This is a genomic window from Azotobacter tropicalis (genome assembly GCF_059739045.1).
This window is the reverse complement of record NZ_AP046059.1, coordinates 2495352-2514093: the sequence shown is the minus strand read 5'-3', so window position 1 is coordinate 2514093 and position 18742 is coordinate 2495352. Positions and strand designations below refer to the sequence as shown.

General features: G+C 70.5%; 13 protein-coding genes and 2 pseudogenes. 7 read left to right on the top strand and 8 right to left on the bottom strand.

All coding sequences use genetic code 11. The features are described 5' to 3' along the window. Positions 1–165: 165 nt before the first annotated feature. Together fucP and Atro_RS11915 are read right to left on the bottom strand one after the other, a co-directional pair. Positions 166–1488, bottom strand: a complete 1323-nt coding sequence (gene fucP, locus Atro_RS11920; protein WP_497922526.1) for an L-fucose:H+ symporter permease — start codon at positions 1486–1488, stop codon at positions 166–168. Between the two features lie 129 nt (positions 1489–1617). After that, positions 1618–1740, bottom strand: coding sequence for a hypothetical protein (locus tag Atro_RS11915; protein WP_497922524.1), 123 nt, complete (start codon positions 1738–1740; stop codon positions 1618–1620). Between the two features lie 43 nt (positions 1741–1783). Between Atro_RS11915 and Atro_RS11910 the strand changes: the two genes are divergently transcribed. Together Atro_RS11910 and aroE are read left to right on the top strand one after the other, a co-directional pair. Next, complete coding sequence (locus Atro_RS11910) at positions 1784–2986, top strand: ROK family transcriptional regulator (protein ID WP_497922521.1); 1203 nt, start codon at positions 1784–1786, stop codon at positions 2984–2986. A 212-nt stretch (positions 2987–3198) separates the two neighbouring features. Beyond that, a complete protein-coding gene (gene aroE / locus Atro_RS11905; RefSeq protein ID WP_497922520.1) occupies positions 3199–4050 on the top strand; it encodes a shikimate dehydrogenase in 852 nt (283 codons plus the stop codon). A gap of 66 nt (positions 4051–4116) precedes the next feature. On the opposite strand, the gene Atro_RS11900 is transcribed toward aroE, so the two are convergent. The 3 genes from Atro_RS11900 to Atro_RS11890 all read right to left on the bottom strand — a co-directional run bounded on the left by Atro_RS11900 (position 4117) and on the right by Atro_RS11890 (position 7833). Continuing rightward, positions 4117–4509, bottom strand: coding sequence for a bacteriocin (locus Atro_RS11900; RefSeq protein ID WP_497922518.1), 393 nt, complete (start codon positions 4507–4509; stop codon positions 4117–4119). Positions 4510–4642: 133 nt separating this feature from the next. After that, complete coding sequence (locus tag Atro_RS11895) at positions 4643–6025, bottom strand: sigma-54-dependent transcriptional regulator (protein ID WP_497922517.1); 1383 nt, start codon at positions 6023–6025, stop codon at positions 4643–4645. Next, a complete protein-coding gene (locus tag Atro_RS11890) occupies positions 6022–7833 on the bottom strand; it encodes a sensor histidine kinase (protein WP_497927671.1) in 1812 nt (603 codons plus the stop codon). Before Atro_RS11890 ends, Atro_RS11895 begins: the two co-directional genes overlap by 4 nt. Positions 7834–8035: 202 nt before the next feature. Between Atro_RS11890 and Atro_RS11885 the strand changes: the two genes are divergently transcribed. Further along, positions 8036–8926: a LysR family transcriptional regulator gene (locus tag Atro_RS11885; RefSeq protein ID WP_497922515.1), complete on the top strand. Its 891-nt coding sequence runs from the start codon at positions 8036–8038 to the stop codon at positions 8924–8926. Positions 8927–8928: 2 nt separating this feature from the next. Here Atro_RS11885 and Atro_RS11880 read toward each other — a convergent pair whose 3' ends face one another. Beyond that, positions 8929–10278 carry a cation:proton antiporter gene (locus Atro_RS11880; protein ID WP_497922513.1) on the bottom strand — a complete coding sequence of 450 codons (1350 nt, stop codon included), beginning with the start codon at positions 10276–10278 and terminating at the stop codon, positions 8929–8931. Between the two features lie 219 nt (positions 10279–10497). Here Atro_RS11880 and Atro_RS11875 point away from each other — a divergent pair, with 219 nt between their 5' ends. Both Atro_RS11875 and Atro_RS11870 read left to right on the top strand, forming a co-directional pair. Further along, positions 10498–11496, top strand: coding sequence for an LLM class flavin-dependent oxidoreductase (locus Atro_RS11875; RefSeq protein WP_497922511.1), 999 nt, complete (start codon positions 10498–10500; stop codon positions 11494–11496). A 59-nt stretch (positions 11497–11555) separates the two neighbouring features. Then, positions 11556–12503, top strand: coding sequence for a ketopantoate reductase family protein (locus Atro_RS11870; RefSeq protein WP_497922509.1), 948 nt, complete (start codon positions 11556–11558; stop codon positions 12501–12503). 125 nt (positions 12504–12628) lie between these two features. Here the strand turns inward: Atro_RS11870 and Atro_RS11865 are convergent, their stop codons facing one another. Together Atro_RS11865 and Atro_RS11860 are read right to left on the bottom strand one after the other, a co-directional pair. Next, complete coding sequence (locus Atro_RS11865; protein ID WP_497922507.1) at positions 12629–13021, bottom strand: GFA family protein; 393 nt, start codon at positions 13019–13021, stop codon at positions 12629–12631. A gap of 411 nt (positions 13022–13432) precedes the next feature. Beyond that, on the bottom strand, positions 13433–14413 hold the full coding sequence (locus Atro_RS11860) for an ABC transporter substrate-binding protein (RefSeq protein WP_497922505.1): 981 nt from the start codon (positions 14411–14413) through the stop codon (positions 13433–13435). A gap of 331 nt (positions 14414–14744) precedes the next feature. On the opposite strand from Atro_RS11860, the pseudogene fdhD reads away from it, so the two are divergent. Next, positions 14745–15580, top strand: a pseudogene (gene fdhD, locus Atro_RS11855) (formate dehydrogenase accessory sulfurtransferase FdhD). Positions 15581–15678: 98 nt separating this feature from the next. Further along, positions 15679–18735, top strand: a pseudogene (fdnG, locus tag Atro_RS11850) (formate dehydrogenase-N subunit alpha). Positions 18736–18742 lie beyond the last annotated feature (7 nt).

The window sequence follows — 18742 nt, the reverse complement described above, 5'->3', positions numbered from 1 at the left end:
GATCAGCACAAGTCTAGGCGGCATTTAGCGCTGGAGCGGTCTGGCGGCGGGGCGGGCGAAGGGGCGGGAGGGGCGCGTCGAAACGCGCCGGGGGTAAAGGCAGCGGGCCGGCCGCGGGGGTTGCCCTCCGGCCGGCCCGGTTCCGCTCGGGAAGGCGCCGGGCGGTCAGGCCGGTTCGGCCACCTTGCGGGCGGTGGAGCGGAAGTCGAACAGGCCGGCCGACGAGGTGCTCAGGTGGAACAGGCCGTAGGCCACCACCGCCAGGAAGCAGATCCCCGGCACCGCGAAGGAGGCCGCCGCGCCGAAGGCGTCGATCGCCGCGCCCTGGACCATCGGCATCAGCGCGCCACCGAGGAGCGTCATGACCAGCCCGCCCGCGGCGAACTTGGCATCCTCGCCCAGGCCCATCAGGGCGATGCCGTAGATGGTCGGGAACATCAGCGAGAGGCAGGCGGAGACCGCCACCAGCGCCCAGACGCCGGAAAGGCCGGGATTGAAAGCGGCATACAGGCACAGGCCGGTGGCCGCCGCGCCGAGCAGCACCAGCAGCACCGAGGGGCGCACGTAGCCCATCGCCCAGGTCGCCACGAAGCGCGCGACGAGGAAGACGATCATGCTGTATTGCAGGTAGTAGCCGGCCTCGGTGTGGCTGGCGCCGGTGGCCTGCTGCGCGTACTGGATGGTGAAGGTCCAGGTGCAGGTCTGCGCGGCGATGTAGAAGAACAGTGCCACGACCCCCCAGCGGTAGTGCGCGTTGCGCATCAGGCGCCGGAAGACGGCGGCGAACCCGCCGTCGAGCGGCTCCGCCTCCTGCGCTTTCTCCTTGGCCGGCATGCGGGTCAGGGCGATGCCGATCCAGATCGCCAGCAGCACGAAGGCGAAACCGACGTAGGGCAGCATGACCGCCTGCAGTTCGCCGGAGCGGATGGCGAGCAGTTCCGCCTGGCTCATCGCCGCCCGCTCGGCGGAGCCGGCGGAATGCAGGTTCGGCAGGATCAGGGTGGCGGCCAGCAGGACGCCGATGTTGGTGCCCACCGGGTTGAAGGCCTGCGCGAGGTTCAGCCGGCGGGTCGCGTTGCCCTCGGGGCCCATCGAGATGACGAAGGGGTTCGCCGAGGTTTCCAGGATCGCCAGCCCGCCGGCGAGGGTGAACAGCGCGAGCAGGAACAGGCCGTAGGTCATCGCCAGGCTGGCCGGGTAGAAGAGCAGCGCCCCGACGATGGCCATGCCCAGACCGACCAGCACGCCGGTCTTGTAGGAGTAGCGCTGGTTGATGAACGCGGCCGGCAGGGCCAGCAGGAAATACGCCCCGTAGTAGGCGAACTGGACCAGGGAGGCCTGCAGGGTGCTCATGCTGAAGACGGTGCTGAACACCTGCACGAGCGGGTCGGTCATGGTCGCGACCACGCCCCAGGCGGCGAAGCAGCAGACCAGCAGGATGAAGGGCAGGAGTTTGTCCCGGTGTACGAATTCTCGGCGCGTCGGCATAGCTGTGCCTCCAGAAATTCAACTCTTGTGAATTATTTTATTGAAGTGCCGTCGTCCGACGCCTCTCCGGAGGAGAGGTTCATGGGCCATGATCGTCGGATTGCGGTGAAAAATGCTTGCTGAAACGATTCATGTCAATGGTTTTTCGTCCGGATGGCGATTTCGGCCGGGCAGGCGGGCGGCCACTTTTGCGAAGATCTCCTGAAAAAGACCGGCGATTCTGCTGAAATACCCCCTGGATTCGTCGGGCATGCGCTCCGGCGGTGCGTCGCACGAAACAGGCGGAGGTGATGTCTTGAACGATTGCGCGATAGGGGGCCTGCGCGGCTCGAACCTGCGCGGCGTGCGGGCGCACAACGAACGCCTGGTGCTGTCGCTGCTGCGCAACCGCGGCGAGATGAGCAAGGCCGACCTCACCCGGCTCACCGGCCTCTCGGCGCAGACGGTTTCGGTCATCATGCGCGCGCTGGAAGAGGACGGGCTGATCCGTCGCGGCCAGCCGCTGCGCGGCCGGGTCGGCCAGCCGTCGGTGCCGCTCGGGCTGGCCCGCGACGGGGCGTTCAGCCTCGGCCTGAAGGTCGGCCAGCGCAGCCTCGACCTAGTGCTGGTGGACTTTCTCGGCGGTATCCGCATGCGGGTCACCGAGCGGCACCGCTATCCGACGCCCGATGCCGTGGTGCGTTTCGCCGTCACCGCGGTCGCCGACATCCTCGGCCAGATCGGCGCCGGCGAACGCGAGCGGATCGCCGGACTGGGGATCGCCATGCCGTTCCATACCTGGCAGTGGTGGCGCACCCTGGGGGTGCCGGAGGAGGCGCTGCTCGACTGGCGCGAGCGCAATATCGGCGCCGAGATCGGCGCGGCGACCGGCCTGCCGGTCCATGTCCAGAACGACGCCACGGCCGCCTGCGGCGCCGAATTGCTCTTCGGCCAGGGGGGCAGTCCGCGGGACTTCCTGTATTTCTACCTCGGTTATTTCATCGGCGGCGGCATCGTCCTGAACGGCAGCCTGGTGCCGGGGCGCACCGGCAACGCCGGAGCGATCGGCTCCATGCCGGTGCCGGACGGGCGAGGCGGCCAGGCCGTACTGCTCGACATCGCCTCGCTGTCGGTGCTGGAACGGATGCTGGGCGCCGCGGGCGAGGCCTCCGACCGTTTGTGGGACACGCCGTCGGAGTGGCATTTCCCGCAGGCTTTGGTCGAGGCCTGGGTCGATGCGGCGGCGCGGGCGATCGCCGCGGCGTCCGCGGCGGCGGTGGCGGTCTACGACTTCGAGGCCTGTCTCGTCGACGGCTGGATGCCCGCCCAGGTGCGCAGCCTGCTGGTCGAGCGGGTGCGCACCCATCTGGCGACGCTCCCGGCCAGCGGCATCGGCCTGCCGCGGATCGAGACGGGCAGCATCGGCGCCCATGCCCGCTCGCTCGGCGCGGCCAGCCTGCCGCTGTCGGCCCGTTTCCTGCTCGACCTGCAGGCCTTCGCCTCGGCCGGCGCCGACTGAGGCGCCGGGCGTTCCGGCCAGCCTGTCCCCCTTCGCCTTTTCCGAGCCTGCCGGTCTTTCCCGTTGCCGAGCGGCGCGTGCGCCGTTCGTCGCCGGGCTTGCGTCGGCTTAATAATTCATTCATCGTGAATTAATCGCGAGGAAGCACTGTAGCGTACTGCCGCGCGGACCCCCTTCACCCCTCAATCGACAGACTGTCGCGGGAGTACCCCATGGAGCCGAACTTCCTGAGCACGCTGACCGGATCCTTCGCCATGCCGGCCGCCGAGAACCCGACGGTGGCGATGGTCGAAGCCGCCTACCGCCATCACGGCCTCGACTGGCGCTACATCAACTGCGAAGTGGCGCCGCAGTTCCTCGGCGATGCCGTGCGGGGCGCCAAGGCCATGGGCTGGGCCGGCTTCAACTGCTCCATTCCCCACAAGGTCGCGGTCATCGAGCATCTCGACGGGCTCGGGCAGTCGGCGGAGATCATCGGCGCGGTCAACACCATCGTCCGGCGCGGCGAGGCGTTCATCGGCGAGAACACCGACGGCAAGGGCTTCGTCCAGGCCATGCGCGAGGTCGTCGACCCGCGCGGCAAGTCGGTGATGATCTTCGGCGCGGGCGGTGCGGCGCGCGCGGTGAGCGTGGAACTCGCCCTGGCCGGCGCCAGTAGCATCGCCGTGGTCAACCGCAGCCGCGATCACGGCCGGACGCTGGTCGATCTGCTCAACGCGAAGACCCCGACCTGCGCCGAGCTGCGCCTGTGGGACGGCACTGTGGCGGTGCCGCGCGACACCGACATCGTGATCAACGCCACCTCCATCGGCCTGTACCCGAACGTCGACCAGCGCCTCGACCTCGACCTGGCGTCGCTGCATCCGGGCATGGTGGTCGCCGACGGCATCCACAATCCGCCGCGCACCCATCTGATCCGCAGCGCCGAGGCGCGCGGCTGCCGGGTGCTCGACGGACTGGGCATGCTGGTCAATCAGGGGGTCATCGGCATCAAGTACTGGACCGGCGTCGATGTCGATGCCGCGGTGATGCGCCGGACCCTGGAGGGAATCTTCTACGCCTAGCGGCAGCCGCCGGGGCTGCCGCCGGAAAGCCCGCGGGGCGCGGGCCGCGTGGCACGGCGAGGGGAATCAGTCGTCGTGGTGATGGTGCTTGTGCTTCTTGCCGTCGCCGATGCCGTTGGCGATGGCGCCGCCGGCCGCGCCACCCAGGCCGGCGCCGATGGCGGCGCCGGCGGTGCCGCCGAGCTTGTTGCCGAGCAGCGAGCCGCCTGCGGCGCCCAGGCCGCCGCCGATGGCCGCCTTGGTCTTCTTGCCGTCCTTGGCGGCCACGGCGCCGCCGGCCGCGCCACCCAGGCCGGCGCCGACCGCCGCGCCGGTGCTGCCGCCGATGCTCTGGCCGAGCACGCTGCCCAGGGCGCCACCGACGCCGCCGCCGACGGCGGCCTGGGTGGTGCCTTCGGCGGCCAGGGCAGCCTGGGCGCAGAGCAGGCTCAGGGTCAGGATGGAGAGCGTTTTACGCATAGTGCGAACCTCTGATGCAGGGAAAAGGCAGCGCATTGTGGCGGGCGGCTCGGTGTTGGGCAAACACTCAGATAGCCGCCTGTCTGCCAGTTGAGACCGGCTTCAAGGACGGTCGCTGGCGGCGGGCCGCCCTTCAGGCGGCATCGTCCGGCGGATTTCCGCCGTCGGCGAAGTTCAGGCCGTGCTTGCGCAGCTTGTCGTGGAGGGTCTTGCGCGGCACGCCGAGGGCCTCGGCCAGGCTGCGCAGCGAGCCGTGCGGGCGGCTCAGCTCGGCGGCGATCAGCGCGCGCTCGAAGGCTTCCACCTGCTCGGTGAGCCGGCCGCCGGCCGCCGGCGGTTCCATGGCGGTCTGCCCCGGCGTCGGGCCGAGGCCCAGCTCCAGGCCGAGGGCGAAGCGCTCGGCGGCGTTCTGCAGCTCGCGCACGTTGCCCGGCCAGGGGTGCAGCATCAGTTGGGCGCGCTGCTCCGGCTGCAGCGCGCGCGGCGGCAGGCCGTGGCGGGCGCTGGCGGCGTCGGCGTAATGCTGGAACAGCAACAGGATGTCCTCGCCGCGCTCGCGCAGCGGCGGGATGCGCAGCGGCGCGACGTTCAGCCGGTAGTAGAGGTCGGCGCGGAAGCGGCCCTGGTCGGCGGCCTGGCGCAGGTCCTCCTTGGTCGCCGCGACGACGCGGATGTCCAGCGGGATCAGCTGGTTCGAGCCGACCCGCTCGACCGTCCGCTCCTGCAGCAGGCGCAGCAGCTTGACCTGCACGTCGAGGCTCATGCTCTCGATCTCGTCGAGGAACAGGGTGCCGCCGTTGGCGAACTCGAACTTGCCGATGCGGCGCTTCTGCGCGCCGGTGAAGGCGCCGGCCTCGTGGCCGAACAGCTCGCTCTCGACCACCGACTCGGCCAGGGCGCCGGCGTTGATCGCCACGAAGGGCCCGGCGCGGCGGCTCGACAGGTCGTGCAGGGCGCGCGCCACCACCTCCTTGCCGCTGCCGGTCTCGCCGAGGATCAGCACGTCGGCATTGGTCGCCGCCAGGGCGCCGATCTGCTCGCGCAGGCGGGCGATGGCCGGCGACTGGCCGAGCAGGCGGGTGGCCAGTGCCTGGCGGTCGGCCAGCGCCAGGCGCAGACTGCGGTTGTCGAGCACCAGGCGGCGCAGGTCGAGGGCGCGGCGCACGCTGTCCAGCAGGTCCTCGCTGGCGAAGGGTTTTTCCAGGAAGTCGTAGGCGCCGGCGCGCATCGCCTGCACCGCCAGCGGCACGTCGCCGTGGCCGGTGATCAGCAGCACCGGCAGCTCGGCATCGAGCGCCTTGAGCTGGCCGAGCAGCTCCAGGCCGTCGATGCCGGGCATGCGGATGTCGCTGACCACCACCCCCGGCCAGTCACGGTCGAGGCGCTCGGCCAGGCCGCGGGCGTCGGCCAAGGCGCGGACCTTGAGGCCGGCCAGGTCGAGGGTCTGGCTGAGGGCCTGGCGCAGGTGCGGATCGTCGTCGACCAGCAGCACCTGGGTGGCGGCATCGACGGTCATGGGTAGTCCTCCACGGTCTGGGCGCCGACGGCGCTGGTGGCCGGCAGCAGGTTGAGGGTGACCAGCGCGCCGCCGCCCGGCTGGTTGGCCAGCAGCAGCTCGCCGCCGAGGGCGTTGACCAGGCTGTCGCAGATGGCCAGGCCCAGGCCCAGGCCGCGGGCGGTGGTCTTGGTGGTGTAGAAGGGTTCGCGGGCGCGCTCCAGGGCCTCGGCGGAAAAGCCCGGGCCGTTGTCGCGCAGGCTCAGGCTGATCCGCCCGTCGTCGAGCAGCTGCGTGCTCAGCCACAGGCGCCGCGGCGGCGCCCGGTCGGCCAGCGAGTCGAGGGCGTTGGCCAGCAGGTTGCCGAGCACCTGGCGCAGGCGCGTCTCGCCGGCCTGGACCCAGAGGGTGGCGTCCGGCAGGTCGCGGATCAGTTCCACCTCCAGGCTGCGCCGGCGGTTGGCGAGCAGGGCCAGGGCGTCCTCCAGCGCCGGCTGCAGGGCGACGCTTTCCGGCGCCTGGCGGTCGCGGCGGGCGAAGGCCTTGAGGTGGGCGATGATCAGCGCCATGCGCTTGGTCAGCTGGCTGATCTGCTGCAGGTTGTCGCGGGCTTCGGGGTAGCGCTGGTGGTCGAGCAGCACGCCGGCGTTGTCGGCGTAGCTGCGGATCGCCGCCAGCGGCTGGCTGAGTTCGTGGCTGATGCTCGCGCTCATGGTGCCGAGGGCCGAGAGCTTGCCGGCCTGGACCAGGTCGTCCTGGGCGCGGACCAGCTCCTGCTGGGCCTGCTCGCGCTCCAGCACCTCGCGCTTGAGGCGCTGGTTGAGGTCTTCCAGGTCCTGGGTGCGCTCCTGCACGCGGCGCTCCAGTTCCTGGCGGGTGCGGCTGTCCAGGGCGATGCGCTCGAGGTAGTGGCGGCGGCGCTGCAGCAGGAGGCCGAGCAGCAGCATCAGCACCAGCAGCCCGGCGCCGCCGCTGACCAGCACGGCGCGCACCGGGCGCTCCAGCAGGCTGCGCGGGGCGAGGATCTGCACCGTCCAGCCGGTCTCCTCGATGTGCTGCTGCTGGACCAGCCAGTCCCTGGGGTTCAGCTGCAGCGGCTGCGGGTTGCGGGTCGGGTAGGGCAGGTTGGCGGCGATCTCGGCCAGCTCGCCGGCCTCCAGCGGCCGGGTGGCGCGAAAGCGCCAGTCGGGGTGGGAGGTGAGGATCACCACGCCGTGCTTGTCGGTGGTCAGGAGGCGCTCGGGGGTGTTGCCCCAGAGCTGCTCGGTACGGTCCAGGTCGACCTTGATCACCAGCACGCCGAGGGCTTCGCCGCCGTCGCGCACCGGCGCGGCGAAGTAGTAGCCGCGCTTGCCGGAGGTGGTGCCGAGGCCGAAGAACTGCCCCTGGCGGCCGGCCATGGCCTCGCTGAAATAGGGGCGGAAGGCGAAGTTGCGGCCGATGAAGCTGTCCGGCTGGTCCCAGTTGGAGGTGGCCAGGGTGCGGCCGGTCGCGTCCATCAGGTACAGCGAGTCGGCGCCGGTGCGTTCGAGGATCTTCTTGAGCAGCCGGTTGGCCTCGTCCGCCGCCTCGGGCTGCTGGGGCTGGCGCAGCACGTTGTGCAGCGCCGGCAGGTCGCCGAGGATCTGCGGCAGCACCTCGTAGCGGCGCAAGGTGCCGAGCAGGTTGGCGACGTAGAGGTCGAGGGTCTGGCGGTTCTGCTGCAGCAGCTCGCCGAGGTAGTAGCGCTCGGCCAGCTGCTGCAGCGGCCAGAGCAGCGGCGCCAGCAGCAGGGCGAGCAGCGCCAGGCTGCGCCAGCGCGGGCGGCGGAGGAAGGAGGGCAGTTGCATGGCGATGCGCTCGACGGATGGGCGGGGACCGGTCATCCCTTCATTATTTCGCAAGGCGGCGGAAATGGATAACCGGCCCGCGGCCGGCGGTTTTCGGGCCGAAATCCTTGCAGGAATCGTGCAAGCCCCCGGCCCATCGTGCTTTTCTCCCGGGACGATTGCCGGCAAGCTGGGCGCTGATTTCTCTGGCACAGGCCGTCGTGTGGACATCAAGCAGCTCAAATTCCTCGTCGCCCTCGAACAGACCCGGCACTTCGGCCAGGCCGCCGCGCGCTGCCACGTGACCCAGCCGACCCTGTCGATGCGCATCCGCGACCTGGAGGCGGAGCTGGGCCTGGAGCTGATCCGCCGCAGCCACCGCTTCGAGGGCTTCACCGAGGCCGGCCTGCGCGTACTGGCCTGGGCGCGCAGCCTGCTGGCGGCGGAGGAGGGCCTGCACGCCGAGGCCGCCGCCTGCCGCGGCCAACTGGTCGGCACCCTGCGCCTGGGCGTGGTGCCGCTGGCCGGCTTCGATCCGATGAGCCTGGTCACGCTGTTCGCCGAGCTGCACCCGAGCCTGCGCTTCCAGATCGGCGTGCTCAGCAGCGAGCAGATCTTCGAACAGCTCGGGCGCAACCAGCTCGACCTGGGCATCTCCTATCTCGAACGGCTCGACCGGGTGCTGTTCGACGCCCACCCGCTGACCGAGGTGCACATGGGCCTGCTGTACGACCCGCGGCGCTTCGCGTTCGCCGCGCCGGTGCTCGGCTGGGCGGCGCTGGCCGAGCTGCCGCTGGGCCTGCTGTCGACCGGCATGCACTTTCGCCAGTCGATCGACCACGGTTTCCGCCGCCACGGCCTGACCCCCGACCTGCGCCTGGAGACCGACGCCGTCTACCTGCTGGTGCGTGCGGTCGGCGCCGGGCTGTGCTGCGGCATCGTCCCGCTGGAGGGCGGCTTCGAGCGCGAGGCCGAGCAGCTGCGGCTGATCCCTATCGAGGACGCCCGCACCCTCGCCCCGCTGGGCCTGATCATCCGCCGCGCCGCGCCGCGCTCGCCGCTGGCGGAGGCCTGTTTCCGCGAGGCCCGGGCGTTCCTGCGCGCGCCGCGCTGAGTTCAGCCTGCTTCCTCCGAGCGCTGGCGCTCGTAATGATCGAGCAGCGGCTGGGTGGTGACGCCGTGGATCAGGATGCTCAGAGCGACCACCGAGAGGATGAGGTCGACGCAGCCGTCCAGCGCCGCCGGCGCGGGGCCGTGGTTCACGGCATAGCTCAGGTAGTAGAGGCTGCCGATGCCGCGGATGCCGAACCAGCCGATCAGCCGGCCCTGGGCCGGGCTGAGCCCGCGGTGGTCGAGCAGCAGGCGCGTGCTCAGCGGGCGGATCACGCAGAACAGCGCCAGGCCCAGGCCGAGCGCCCGCATGTCCCAGTGCGCGGCCAGCAGGACGCCGAGCAGGGTCACCAGCAGCACCTCCAGCGAGCGTTCGAGCAGGTTGCCGAAGGTCAGCATGTCGCGCATCAGGACCCCCGCCGCGACGGTCGGATTGGCCAACCGGCGCGGGTCCGGCCGGGCGGTCGGCGTCGCCGGGCCGCCCAGGTGGCCGATCATTCGCTGGGCCTTTTCCTCGGCGGGAATCGGCGCGTGACGGGTGGTGGAGACTTCGGCGCGGCGCAGGCCGACACCGGCGGCGAAGACCGCGAGGAAGCCCCAGGCGCCAGCCAGGTCGGCCAGCACGTAGGCCATGCCGATCAGCGCCAGTTCGAGGAAGTCGTTGGGCGAGAGGGTGCTGTCGCTGTGCTTGGCGCGCAGGTGGATGGACAGACGGCCGATCAGCCGGCCGAGGTAATAGCCGATCGCCAGGCCGGCCGGGACCGCCCAGACCAGCCGGTGCAGCGCCCAGCCGCCCAGCCAGCCGGTGTCGACACCGCCGTGCTGCATGAACGCCAGGGCGAACACCACGAAGGGGAAGGCCGTGCCGTCGTTGAGTCCGGCCTCGCCCGACAGGGCATAGCGCACCCGGTCGAAGTCCCGGGCATGGACCACCTGGACCAGGCCGGCGAGCACCGGGTCGGTCGGCGCCAGCACGGCGCCGATCAGCAGCGCGGCGCCCCAGTCCAGACCGAACAGGAGACGGCAGGCCAGGGCCGTGCCGGCGATGCACACCAGCATGATCGGCCCGGCCAGCCGGTACGCATTGCGCCAGGCCGGGTCGAGCAGCGGCAGGCGCAGCTTGAGGCCGGTGACGAACAGCGACACCAGCACGGCGACCTCGGTCAGGTGCTCCATCCAGGGCGCGACTTCCTGGAACCGTTCGTGCCACAGGCCGAGCCCCTGCGGGCCGATCGCCAGGCCGAAGCCGAGGCAGACCACCGAGGTGGTCACCGGCAGCCAGCGCAGGAACGCCGAGCCCAGCGCCAGGATGAGCAGAAGCGAGCTGAGTACGGCGGTCCAGTCGAGGAAGCTCATGGGATGGCGGCCCCGTGACGGCAGGCGTACTTCATTCGAGTGGCGGGCGGGGGGACGGTTCAGCGTCCGGTGCCATCCGGCTGGCCTGTGGACAGCAAATTCTTAGAACGTAGAGATATTTATAAACATATAAAAAATGGTTTTTGGATATTAGAAGGCCGGCTCGGTAGGCTCCTGTCCAGCATTCCGTCCGCCCATCCGCCCCTTCGGAGCCGCAGCATGCTCAGCGCCAGCCGCGTCGAATTCATCGGCGTTCTTCCCGCGCGGGAGATCCGCGAACCCCTGCCGTCCGGCGCCGTGCCGCTGGACAAGGCCTATCTGGGCGCCTGTGCCCGCGCCCTGGAGCATGGCGGCTTCGACGCGGCGCTGATCGGCTGGCGCGACGCCGCGGTGGACGCGCTGCAGGTGGCCGCCCACGTCGCCCAGCAGACCCGCCGGCTCGGCCTGCTGGTGGCGCACCGGGCGGGCCTGCTGGCACCGACCGAGGCGGCCCGCCAGTTCGCCAGCCTCGACCACTTCAGCGACGGCCGCGCGGCGCTGTTCTTGGTCGAGGACGGCGTGCCGCAGCGCGACGGCGATTTCCTCGAGCGCGGCGACTGGCCGGCGCGCGGCGACGAATACCTGGGCCTGCTGCGCCAGGCCTGGAGCAGCCCCCGGCCCTTCGACTTCGAGGGCCGCCACTACCGGGTGCAGGGCCACCAGGCGGCGCTGCGCCCCCTGCAGGCGCGCCTGCCGATCCATTGCGGCGGCGCCACGCCGGCCGCGGCCAGGCTCGCCGGCCGGCATGCCGACGTCTACGCGATGGCCGGCGAGCCGCTCGCCACCGTCGCCGTGCGCATCGGCATGGTGCGCGCCGCCGCCGCCCGCGAGGGGCGCGCCGGCGCGGTGCGCTTCGGGCTCTCGCTGCGCGTGGTGCTCGGCGCCAGCGAGGCCGAGGCCTGGGAGCGGGCCGGGCAGCTGCTGCCCTTCGCCTCGCGCGGCCAGGTGTTCGACGACTGCCTGTGGTCCGGCCTCGACGGCGAGTCCGCGACCCTGGTCGGCACCCCGGAGCAGGTCGCCGAAGCCTTCGCCGCCTACCACCGGCTCGGCGTCGAGCGCTTCCTGGTGCGCGGCTTCGACCCGCTCGCCGACGCCATCGCCTTCGGCCGCGAGCTGCTGCCGCGGGTGCACGAGCGGGTACCCCTGCGCATCCCGGCCGAGGCTTTCGCGCCGTTCTGAATCCCGCGGCCGGCAGCCGCCGTTCGCGCGCCGCCGGCCCCTTCCAAGGAGAACACAGCATGTCGATAGGAAAACCCATCGCCGTCATCGGCGGTGGCAGTCTGGGCCTGTACCTCGCCGGCCTTCTGAGCCGGGCCGGGCACCGCGTGACGGTGGCGCTGCGTCCGGGCGCCGGCGCGCAGGCGGACGGAATCGCCGCCGAGGGCGACGAGACCTGGCAGGCCCCGGCGGTACGCTATGTGCCGCTCGAGGCGCTGCGCGGGCCCTTCGCCCAGGTCATCGTCGCGGTGAAGTCCCACGATCTGGGCGAACTGCTGCCGCGCCTGACGGCCCTCGGCGACGCCGCCACCGAATACGTCTTCCTGCAGAACGGCATTCCCTGGTGGTGGTCGCACCGCGACGGCGAGATCGCCGGTGCGCTGCTGCTGGCGCGCAGCGTGGCGCTGGTCGTCCAGCATGCGGTGGAGCGCACCGCGCCCGGGCGCATCCGCGTGCGCCGCACCGGCAGCGATCGTTACATCTGCGCGCGGGTGCAGGGCGAGCCGGACGCGCCGCTGCTGGCGCTGGTGGCCGAGTGGCAGGCGGCCGGGATTCCCGCCGAGAGTTCGGCGGACATCCGCCGCGAGGTGTGGACCAAGCTGATGAGCAACGCCACCCTCAACCCGCTGAGCGCGATCACCGGGGCGACGGTCGGCGAGATGGCGCGCACGCCGCGCACCCGCGCGGTGCTGCTCGCCGGCATGGCGGAAATCTACCGGCTGGCCGAACGCGACGGCCACCCGCCGAGCCTGACCCCCGAACAGCGGGTGAAGCGCGCCGAGGAGGTGGGTGGCACGCGCACCTCGATGCTGCAGGACCGCCTGGCCGGGCGCCGCCTGGAAACCGAGGCGCTGCTCGCCGCGCCGATCGCCATCGCCGAGCGCTACGGCGAGCCGGTGCCGGTGCTCAGGACCCTGCTCGGCTGCCTGGCGCTGGAGAACGACAGGGCGCAGCGGCAACCGGCCTGATGGCCGGCCGCCGCTCTGCAATGCCGTTCGCTTGAGCGGATAGGCATTGCGGGCCATGGGATGGCGGAAAATTCGTCACGACAGCCTTCCGTGCGGCGCGTAGCGCGGATGGCCGGGCTGCTTGCTCAGGTCGGTTCTAGGCGGATTCGACTTCCGTGAATCCGCCTGACCGGAAGCGAGTGGAAATCGATCCCTTTCAGGCAACGAACATTCACTGCCCAGCCATCGAAGGGCAGCACGCCTTCGCCAAGCTCTCGGGGTGTCGGATCGCTGGGGCGCCTGAACGGCAGGATGCCGCATTGCGGGCAGAAGTAGTCTTTCGCCGTCCGGGACCCCCACTGATAGAGCGACAAATTCTCCCAGGGCGTCAGCAGACGCAGGTTCTCCTTCGGAACCCGAACGTTGAGTGCCCCGCGCATCGAGCAGATCGAACAATCACATACGCGCACGTGGTCGATCTCGGCTTCGACCTCGAAGCGGACTGCACCGCAGTGGCAAGCGCCGGTGTAGAGGGTCATCGTCGTCCGTGCCCGAGTTGCTGGCCGTTTGCTTATAGGGGCATAGGGCCGCTCGCCGGCCCTTGCTCAGGCCGCCGGAGCAGCCTGCGCGATCTGCGCCTGGAAGCGCCGGCGGCTGCCCGGCTTCCGGTACAGGCGGGCGCTGGTTTCCTCGCCGGCCTGGAAGATCGCCCGGTTGTCCTGGCCCTCGGCGACCTTGCGAAAGGCCTCGCTGCGGACGGCGGCGGCCAGGGCCTCGCGTAGCCGGGTGGACGATCGGGGCCGGCGTCGCGCCGGGACGGTTCCCGACCACCACCGGCCGGCCGAGCAGCGCGCCGCCCGCCAGAGTGAGAAAACGCCGTCGGGAACAATGCGTCATGGCCGGTTTCCGTGCAGGTCAGGTGGAGAAAGGAGCGCTGCGCTTTCGCGGCCTCAGCCGCCCAGCGCGGCCGCGAAACTGCGGTCCCACAGCGGCCGCACGTCCACCGGCCGCTCGATCACCCCGGCCTTGAGGAAGGTGTCGGCCACGTCCTGCTGGCTGCGGATCGCCGCGTCGTCCACCGGTACCAGGCGGCGCACCTGGCTTTCGTTGCGCAGCAGGGTGAGCACCGCCTCGACCGGCACGCCGATCTCCGCGGCGAGCGCCGTGGCGTAGCGTTCGGGATTGGCCTGGCGCCAGGCGAAGGCCTTCTGCAGGCGTGCGAAGAAGTCGGCGATCGCCGCGTGGCGCTGCGGGTCGGCGATGGCCTCCGGGGCGGCGAAGAACAGGTAGTTGCCCGACAGGTAGCCGTTGGCGCGCTTGAGCACCCGGGCGCCGACCGAGGTCTGCGCCAGCGGCACCGAATAGCCGTAGATCGCCCAGGCGTCGAGCTGGCCGGTGCGGAAGGCGGCGGCGCCGTCGGGCACCGTGAGGTTGATCGCCTCGATGTCGGCGAAGCTCAGCCCGACCTCGGCGAGCATCTTGGTCAGGTAGTACTGGGTGGTGGTGGCGCGCACGTAGCCGACGCGCTTGCCCTTCAGGTCGGCGATCGAGCGGATCGGCGAGTCCTTCGGCACCAGCACCGTCTGCTCGTTGACGTCGCCCTTGATCACCCCGACCACGCGGATGCGCGCACCCTTGATGAAGCCGAACAGCGGCGGGATCTCGCTGCCGTAGGCGAGGTCGAGCGAGCCGCCGTTCATCGCCTCGACCATCAGGTTGCCCGAGGCGAATTCCGCCCAGTCGATGGGGTAGGGCGTGTCGGCGAGGCCGGCGGCCTCCAGCAGCAGCCTGTCGCCACCCTTGTACTGGGCGACGCGCAGCCGGCCCGGCTCGGCCGGCGCGCCGTGCAGCAGCAGGGGCGCCAGGGCCAGGGCGCCGGCGCTGCCGGCGAGAAAGCGGCGGCGCGACAGGCCGCCCGAGTGTTGCGACATCGGTGTTCCCTCTCAGTGAGTGTCCATGCTGGAGAGGGATGCTAGCGCTGTGCTTTTAATTCATTAAGTGAATAATAATTCTATATTTATATGAGTTTTGTGCATTTACAGGCGCGAGCAGGGATAGACCAAAGGCTAAGGCGCGCGCATCCGCTCCGGGAAGGCCGGCGTTGGCGTCGGGGCAACGGACAGCGAAACGGCGCGGCCTGCGCGGCAGGATGCCGCATGTGACGACAGGGTCGATAGACGTGGTCGATCAACGAATCGGCATTAGCGATTGGTCGGACGATTGGGCCAAGAATAGACTTGACTTGTGTCAATTGATCACCGAGTGCGCTGCCATGCCGCATCACGCCAATCCCCCTGTCCAGGAGCCCCCCCGACCGTCACGGGCACCTACCGCTATGCCGAGCTGGGACAGGCGGAGCGGGGCGGCGAGACGCCGCTGGCCAGCGAATGCGCGCTGGCGATCAGCTACAACGGCCTCAGTCATGCGGTGATGATGGTCACGCCCGAGGCGCTGGAGGACTTCGTCCACGGCTTCACTCTGACTGCCGGCATCATCGATAGTGCCGATGAAATCTACGACCTGCAGCTCGTCGAAGGCGCCGAGGCCTGGCAGGCCGAGGTACAGATCGCCAGCCGCGCCTTCTGGCGGCTCAAGCGGCAGCGCCGCCAACTCGCCGGCAGCAGCGGCTGCGGCATCTGCGGGGTGGAGGCGCTGGAGCAGGCGTTGCCGCAGCTGCCGGCGCTCGAGCCGGTGCCGCTGCCGCCGGCCGGACACCTTGAGGATCTGCGCGAGCGCATCGCCGCCGAGCAGCGCCTGGCCCGCCACAGCGGCGCCCTGCATGCCGCATTGTTCGTCGACGGGACGGCGGGATCCGCCTGTGCCGCGAGGACATCGGCCGGCACAACGCCCTCGACAAGCTGATCGGCGCCCTCGCACGCGAACGCCTGGAGGCCGGCCGGGGCTTCGCCGTGGTCACCAGCCGCTGCGGCGTCGAGCTCCTGCACAAGGCGGTGCGCGCCGGCATCGGCACCCTGGTCGGGCTGTCGGCGCCCACCGCGCTGACCGTGGACTGGGCGCGCCGGCACCGCCTCAACCTGATCCATCTGCCGCACCACAGCGCGGCGCGGGTCTACAGCCCGGTTCCCCGCGCCCCGTAAGGGCCTGCCCGCCGCCGCCTGCACACCCAATCGAAAGTCCCGAGCGTTTCCCGCCGCGAAGCGCGGACCGCGCTCGTCCCTCTTTTCAGGAGATCGTCATGGAACTTGGCAGAAGACAGTTCTTCAAGCTCTGTACCGTCGGGTGGCCGGTGCCACCGCCGCCACCCTCGGCTTCGCCCCCGGCGTCGCCCACGCCACCCAGCCGCGCCAGTACAAGCTGCTGCGCGCCAGGGAGACCCGCAACAACTGCACCTACTGCTCGGTGGGCTGCGGGGTGCTGATGTACAGCCTGGGCGACGGCGCGAAGAACGCCAAGCCGCGCATCTTCCACATCGAGGGCGATCCGGACCATCCGGTCAGCCGCGGCTCGCTGTGCCCGAAGGGCGCCGGCCTGGTCGACTTCATCCACAGCGAGCAGCGCCTGCAGTACCCCGAGTACCGCGCGCCGGGCTCGGACCAGTGGCAGCGGATCAGCTGGGAGGAGGCCATCGAGCGCATCGCCCGGCTGATGAAGGACGACCGCGACGCCAACTTCGTCGAGAAGAACGCCGCCGGCGTCACCGTGAACCGCTGGCTGACCACTGGCATGCTCTGCTCCTCGGCGGCCAGCAACGAGACCGGCGCTCTCGACTGGCGCTTTACCCGAGCTCTCGGCATCCTCGGCATGGACTGCCAGGCGCGGCTCTGCCATGGCCCGACCGTGGCCGCCCTGGCGCCCAGCTTCGGCCGCGGCGCGATGACCAACAACTGGGTGGACATCAAGAACGCCAACGTTGTCCTGGTCATGGGCGGCAACCCCGCCGAGGCCCACCCGGTGGGCTTCAAGTGGGCCATCGAGGCGAAGATCCGCAACGGCGCCAAGCTGATCGTGGTCGACCCGCGCTTCAACCGCAGCGCCGCGGTCGCCGACCTCTACGCGCCGATCCGCGCCGGCTCCGACGTGACCTTCCTGATGGGCGTGGTCAACTACCTGATCGCCCACGACCGGATCCAGCACGAGTACGTGCGCGCCTACACCAACGCGAGCCTGCTGGTGCGCGACGACTTCGCCTTCGACGAGGGCCTGTTCAGCGGCTACGACGAGGCGAAGAAGCAGTACGACCGCAGCTCCTGGGCCTACCAGCTGGACGAGAACGGCCACGCCCGGCGCGACCCGACCCTCAGCCACCCGCGCTGCGTGTGGAACCTGCTGAAGCAGCACGTCAGCCGCTACACCCCGGAGATGGTCACGCGCCTGTGCGGCACGCCCAAGGAGGACTTCCTGGAGATCTGCCGGCTGCTCGGCGACACCAGCGCGCCGGACAAGACCGCGACCTTCCTCTACGCCCTCGGCTGGACCCACCACACCAGCGGCGTGCAGATCATCCGCGGCGCGGTGATGATCCAGCTGCTGCTCGGCAACATCGGCATGCCCGGCGGCGGCATCAACGCCCTGCGCGGCCACTCGAACATCCAGGGCTACACCGACCTCGGCCTGCTCTCGGTGCGCATGCCGGGCTACCTGAACCTGCCCTCGGAGCGCCAGCCCGACCTGGCCACCTACCTGGCGCAGAGCACGCCCAAGGCGCTGCTGCCCGGCCAGGTCAACTACTGGCAGAACACCGAGAAGTTCTTCGTCAGCCTGATGAAGAGCGTCTGGGGCGACAAGGCGACCAAGGACAACGACTGGGGCTTCGACTGGCTGCCCAAGTGGGACGTCGAGTACGACGTGCTGCGCTACCTGGAGCTGATGTACGAGGGCAAGGTCAACGGCTACATCGCCCAGGGCTTCAACCCGATCGCCGCCTTCCCGGACAAGAACAAGGCGGTCGCCGCCCTGTCCAGGCTCAAGTACCTGGTGGTGATCGACCCGCTGGTCACCGAGAGCTCGAACTTCTGGCAGAACCACGGCGAAGCCAACGACGTGAACCCCGCCGAGATCCGGACCGAGGTGTTCCGCCTGCCGTCGTCCTGCTTCGCCGAGGAGAACGGCTCGATCGCCAACTCCGGGCGCTGGCTGCAGTGGCACTGGGCGGGGGCGGCGCCGCCGGCCGAGGCCTGGCACGACGGCAAGATCCTCGGCCACCTGTTCCTCCGCCTGCGCGAGCTGTACGCGAAGGAGGGCGGCGCCAACCCCGCGCCGCTGTTCAATATGGCCTGGAACTACAGCGACCCGGAGGACCCGGCGCCCGAGGAGGTCGCCCGGGAGGCCAACGGCTACGCCCTGGCCGACCTCCACGATCCGCAGGGCAACCTGCTGGCGAAAAAGGGCGAGCTGTTGCGCGACTTCTCGCTGCTGCGCGCCGACGGCAGCACCGCCAGCTTCTGCTGGATCTTCGCCGGCTCCTGGACCGAGGCCGGCAACCAGATGGCGCGGCGCGACAACGCCAGCGACGGCCAGGGCCTCGGCAGCACGCCGGGCTGGGCCTGGGCCTGGCCGCAGAACCGCCGCATCCTCTACAACCGCGCCTCGGTCGACCCGCAGGGCCGGCCCTGGGACCCGAAACGCAAGCTGATCGAGTGGAACGGCCAGCGCTGGAGCGGCATCGACGTCGCCGACTTCGCCGCCAGCGTGGCGCCGGGCAGCGAGGCCAACCCCTTCATCATGCTGCCCGAGGGCCTCGGCCGGCTGTTCGCGGTCGGCGCGCTGGGCGACGGGCCCTTCCCCGAGCACTACGAGCCGATCGAGTCGCCGCTGGCGGAAAAACCCGCTGCACCCGAAGGTCACCTTCAACCCGACCACCCGGCTGTTCGACAACGACCGCCAGCGCATGGGCAGCGCGGCGGACTTCCCCTACGTCGCCACCACCTACTCGATCACCGAGATGTTCCGCCACTGGACCAAGGCCTCGCGGCTCAACGCCATCGTCCAGCCCGAGCAGTTCGTCGAGATCGGCGAGCAGTTGGCGGCGCAGAAGGGCATCCGTGCCGGCGACACGGTCAAGGTCAGCTCGATGCGCGGCTTCATCAAGGCCAAGGCGGTGGTGACCAAGCGCATCGCCACCCTGGAGATCGACGGCAAGCTGGTCGACACCGTCGGTATCCCCTGCCACTGGGGATTCGAGGGCACCACCCGCAAGGGTTTCCTGGCCAACACCCTGACGCCTGCGGTTGGCGACGCCAACTCGCAGACGCCGGAGTACAAGGCCTTCCTCGTGAACATTGAAAAGGTCTGATGGAGGG

Bases quoted from the DNA above. Each gene is read 5' to 3' on its own strand.
- fucP (WP_497922526.1), bottom strand. From the start codon at position 1,488: ATGCCGACGCGCCGAGAATTCGTACACCGGGACAAACTCCTGCCCTTC.
- Atro_RS11915 (WP_497922524.1), bottom strand. From the start codon at position 1,740: ATGCCCGACGAATCCAGGGGGTATTTCAGCAGAATCGCCGGTCTTTTT.
- aroE (WP_497922520.1), top strand. From the start codon at position 3,199: ATGGAGCCGAACTTCCTGAGCACGCTGACCGGATCCTTCGCCATGCCG.
- Atro_RS11900 (WP_497922518.1), bottom strand. From the start codon at position 4,509: ATGCGTAAAACGCTCTCCATCCTGACCCTGAGCCTGCTCTGCGCCCAG.
- Atro_RS11895 (WP_497922517.1), bottom strand. From the start codon at position 6,025: ATGACCGTCGATGCCGCCACCCAGGTGCTGCTGGTCGACGACGATCCG.
- Atro_RS11890 (WP_497927671.1), bottom strand. From the start codon at position 7,833: ATGCAACTGCCCTCCTTCCTCCGCCGCCCGCGCTGGCGCAGCCTGGCG.
- Atro_RS11880 (WP_497922513.1), bottom strand. From the start codon at position 10,278: ATGAGCTTCCTCGACTGGACCGCCGTACTCAGCTCGCTTCTGCTCATC.
- Atro_RS11875 (WP_497922511.1), top strand. From the start codon at position 10,498: ATGCTCAGCGCCAGCCGCGTCGAATTCATCGGCGTTCTTCCCGCGCGG.
- Atro_RS11870 (WP_497922509.1), top strand. From the start codon at position 11,556: ATGTCGATAGGAAAACCCATCGCCGTCATCGGCGGTGGCAGTCTGGGC.
- Atro_RS11865 (WP_497922507.1), bottom strand. From the start codon at position 13,021: ATGACCCTCTACACCGGCGCTTGCCACTGCGGTGCAGTCCGCTTCGAG.
- Atro_RS11860 (WP_497922505.1), bottom strand. From the start codon at position 14,413: ATGTCGCAACACTCGGGCGGCCTGTCGCGCCGCCGCTTTCTCGCCGGC.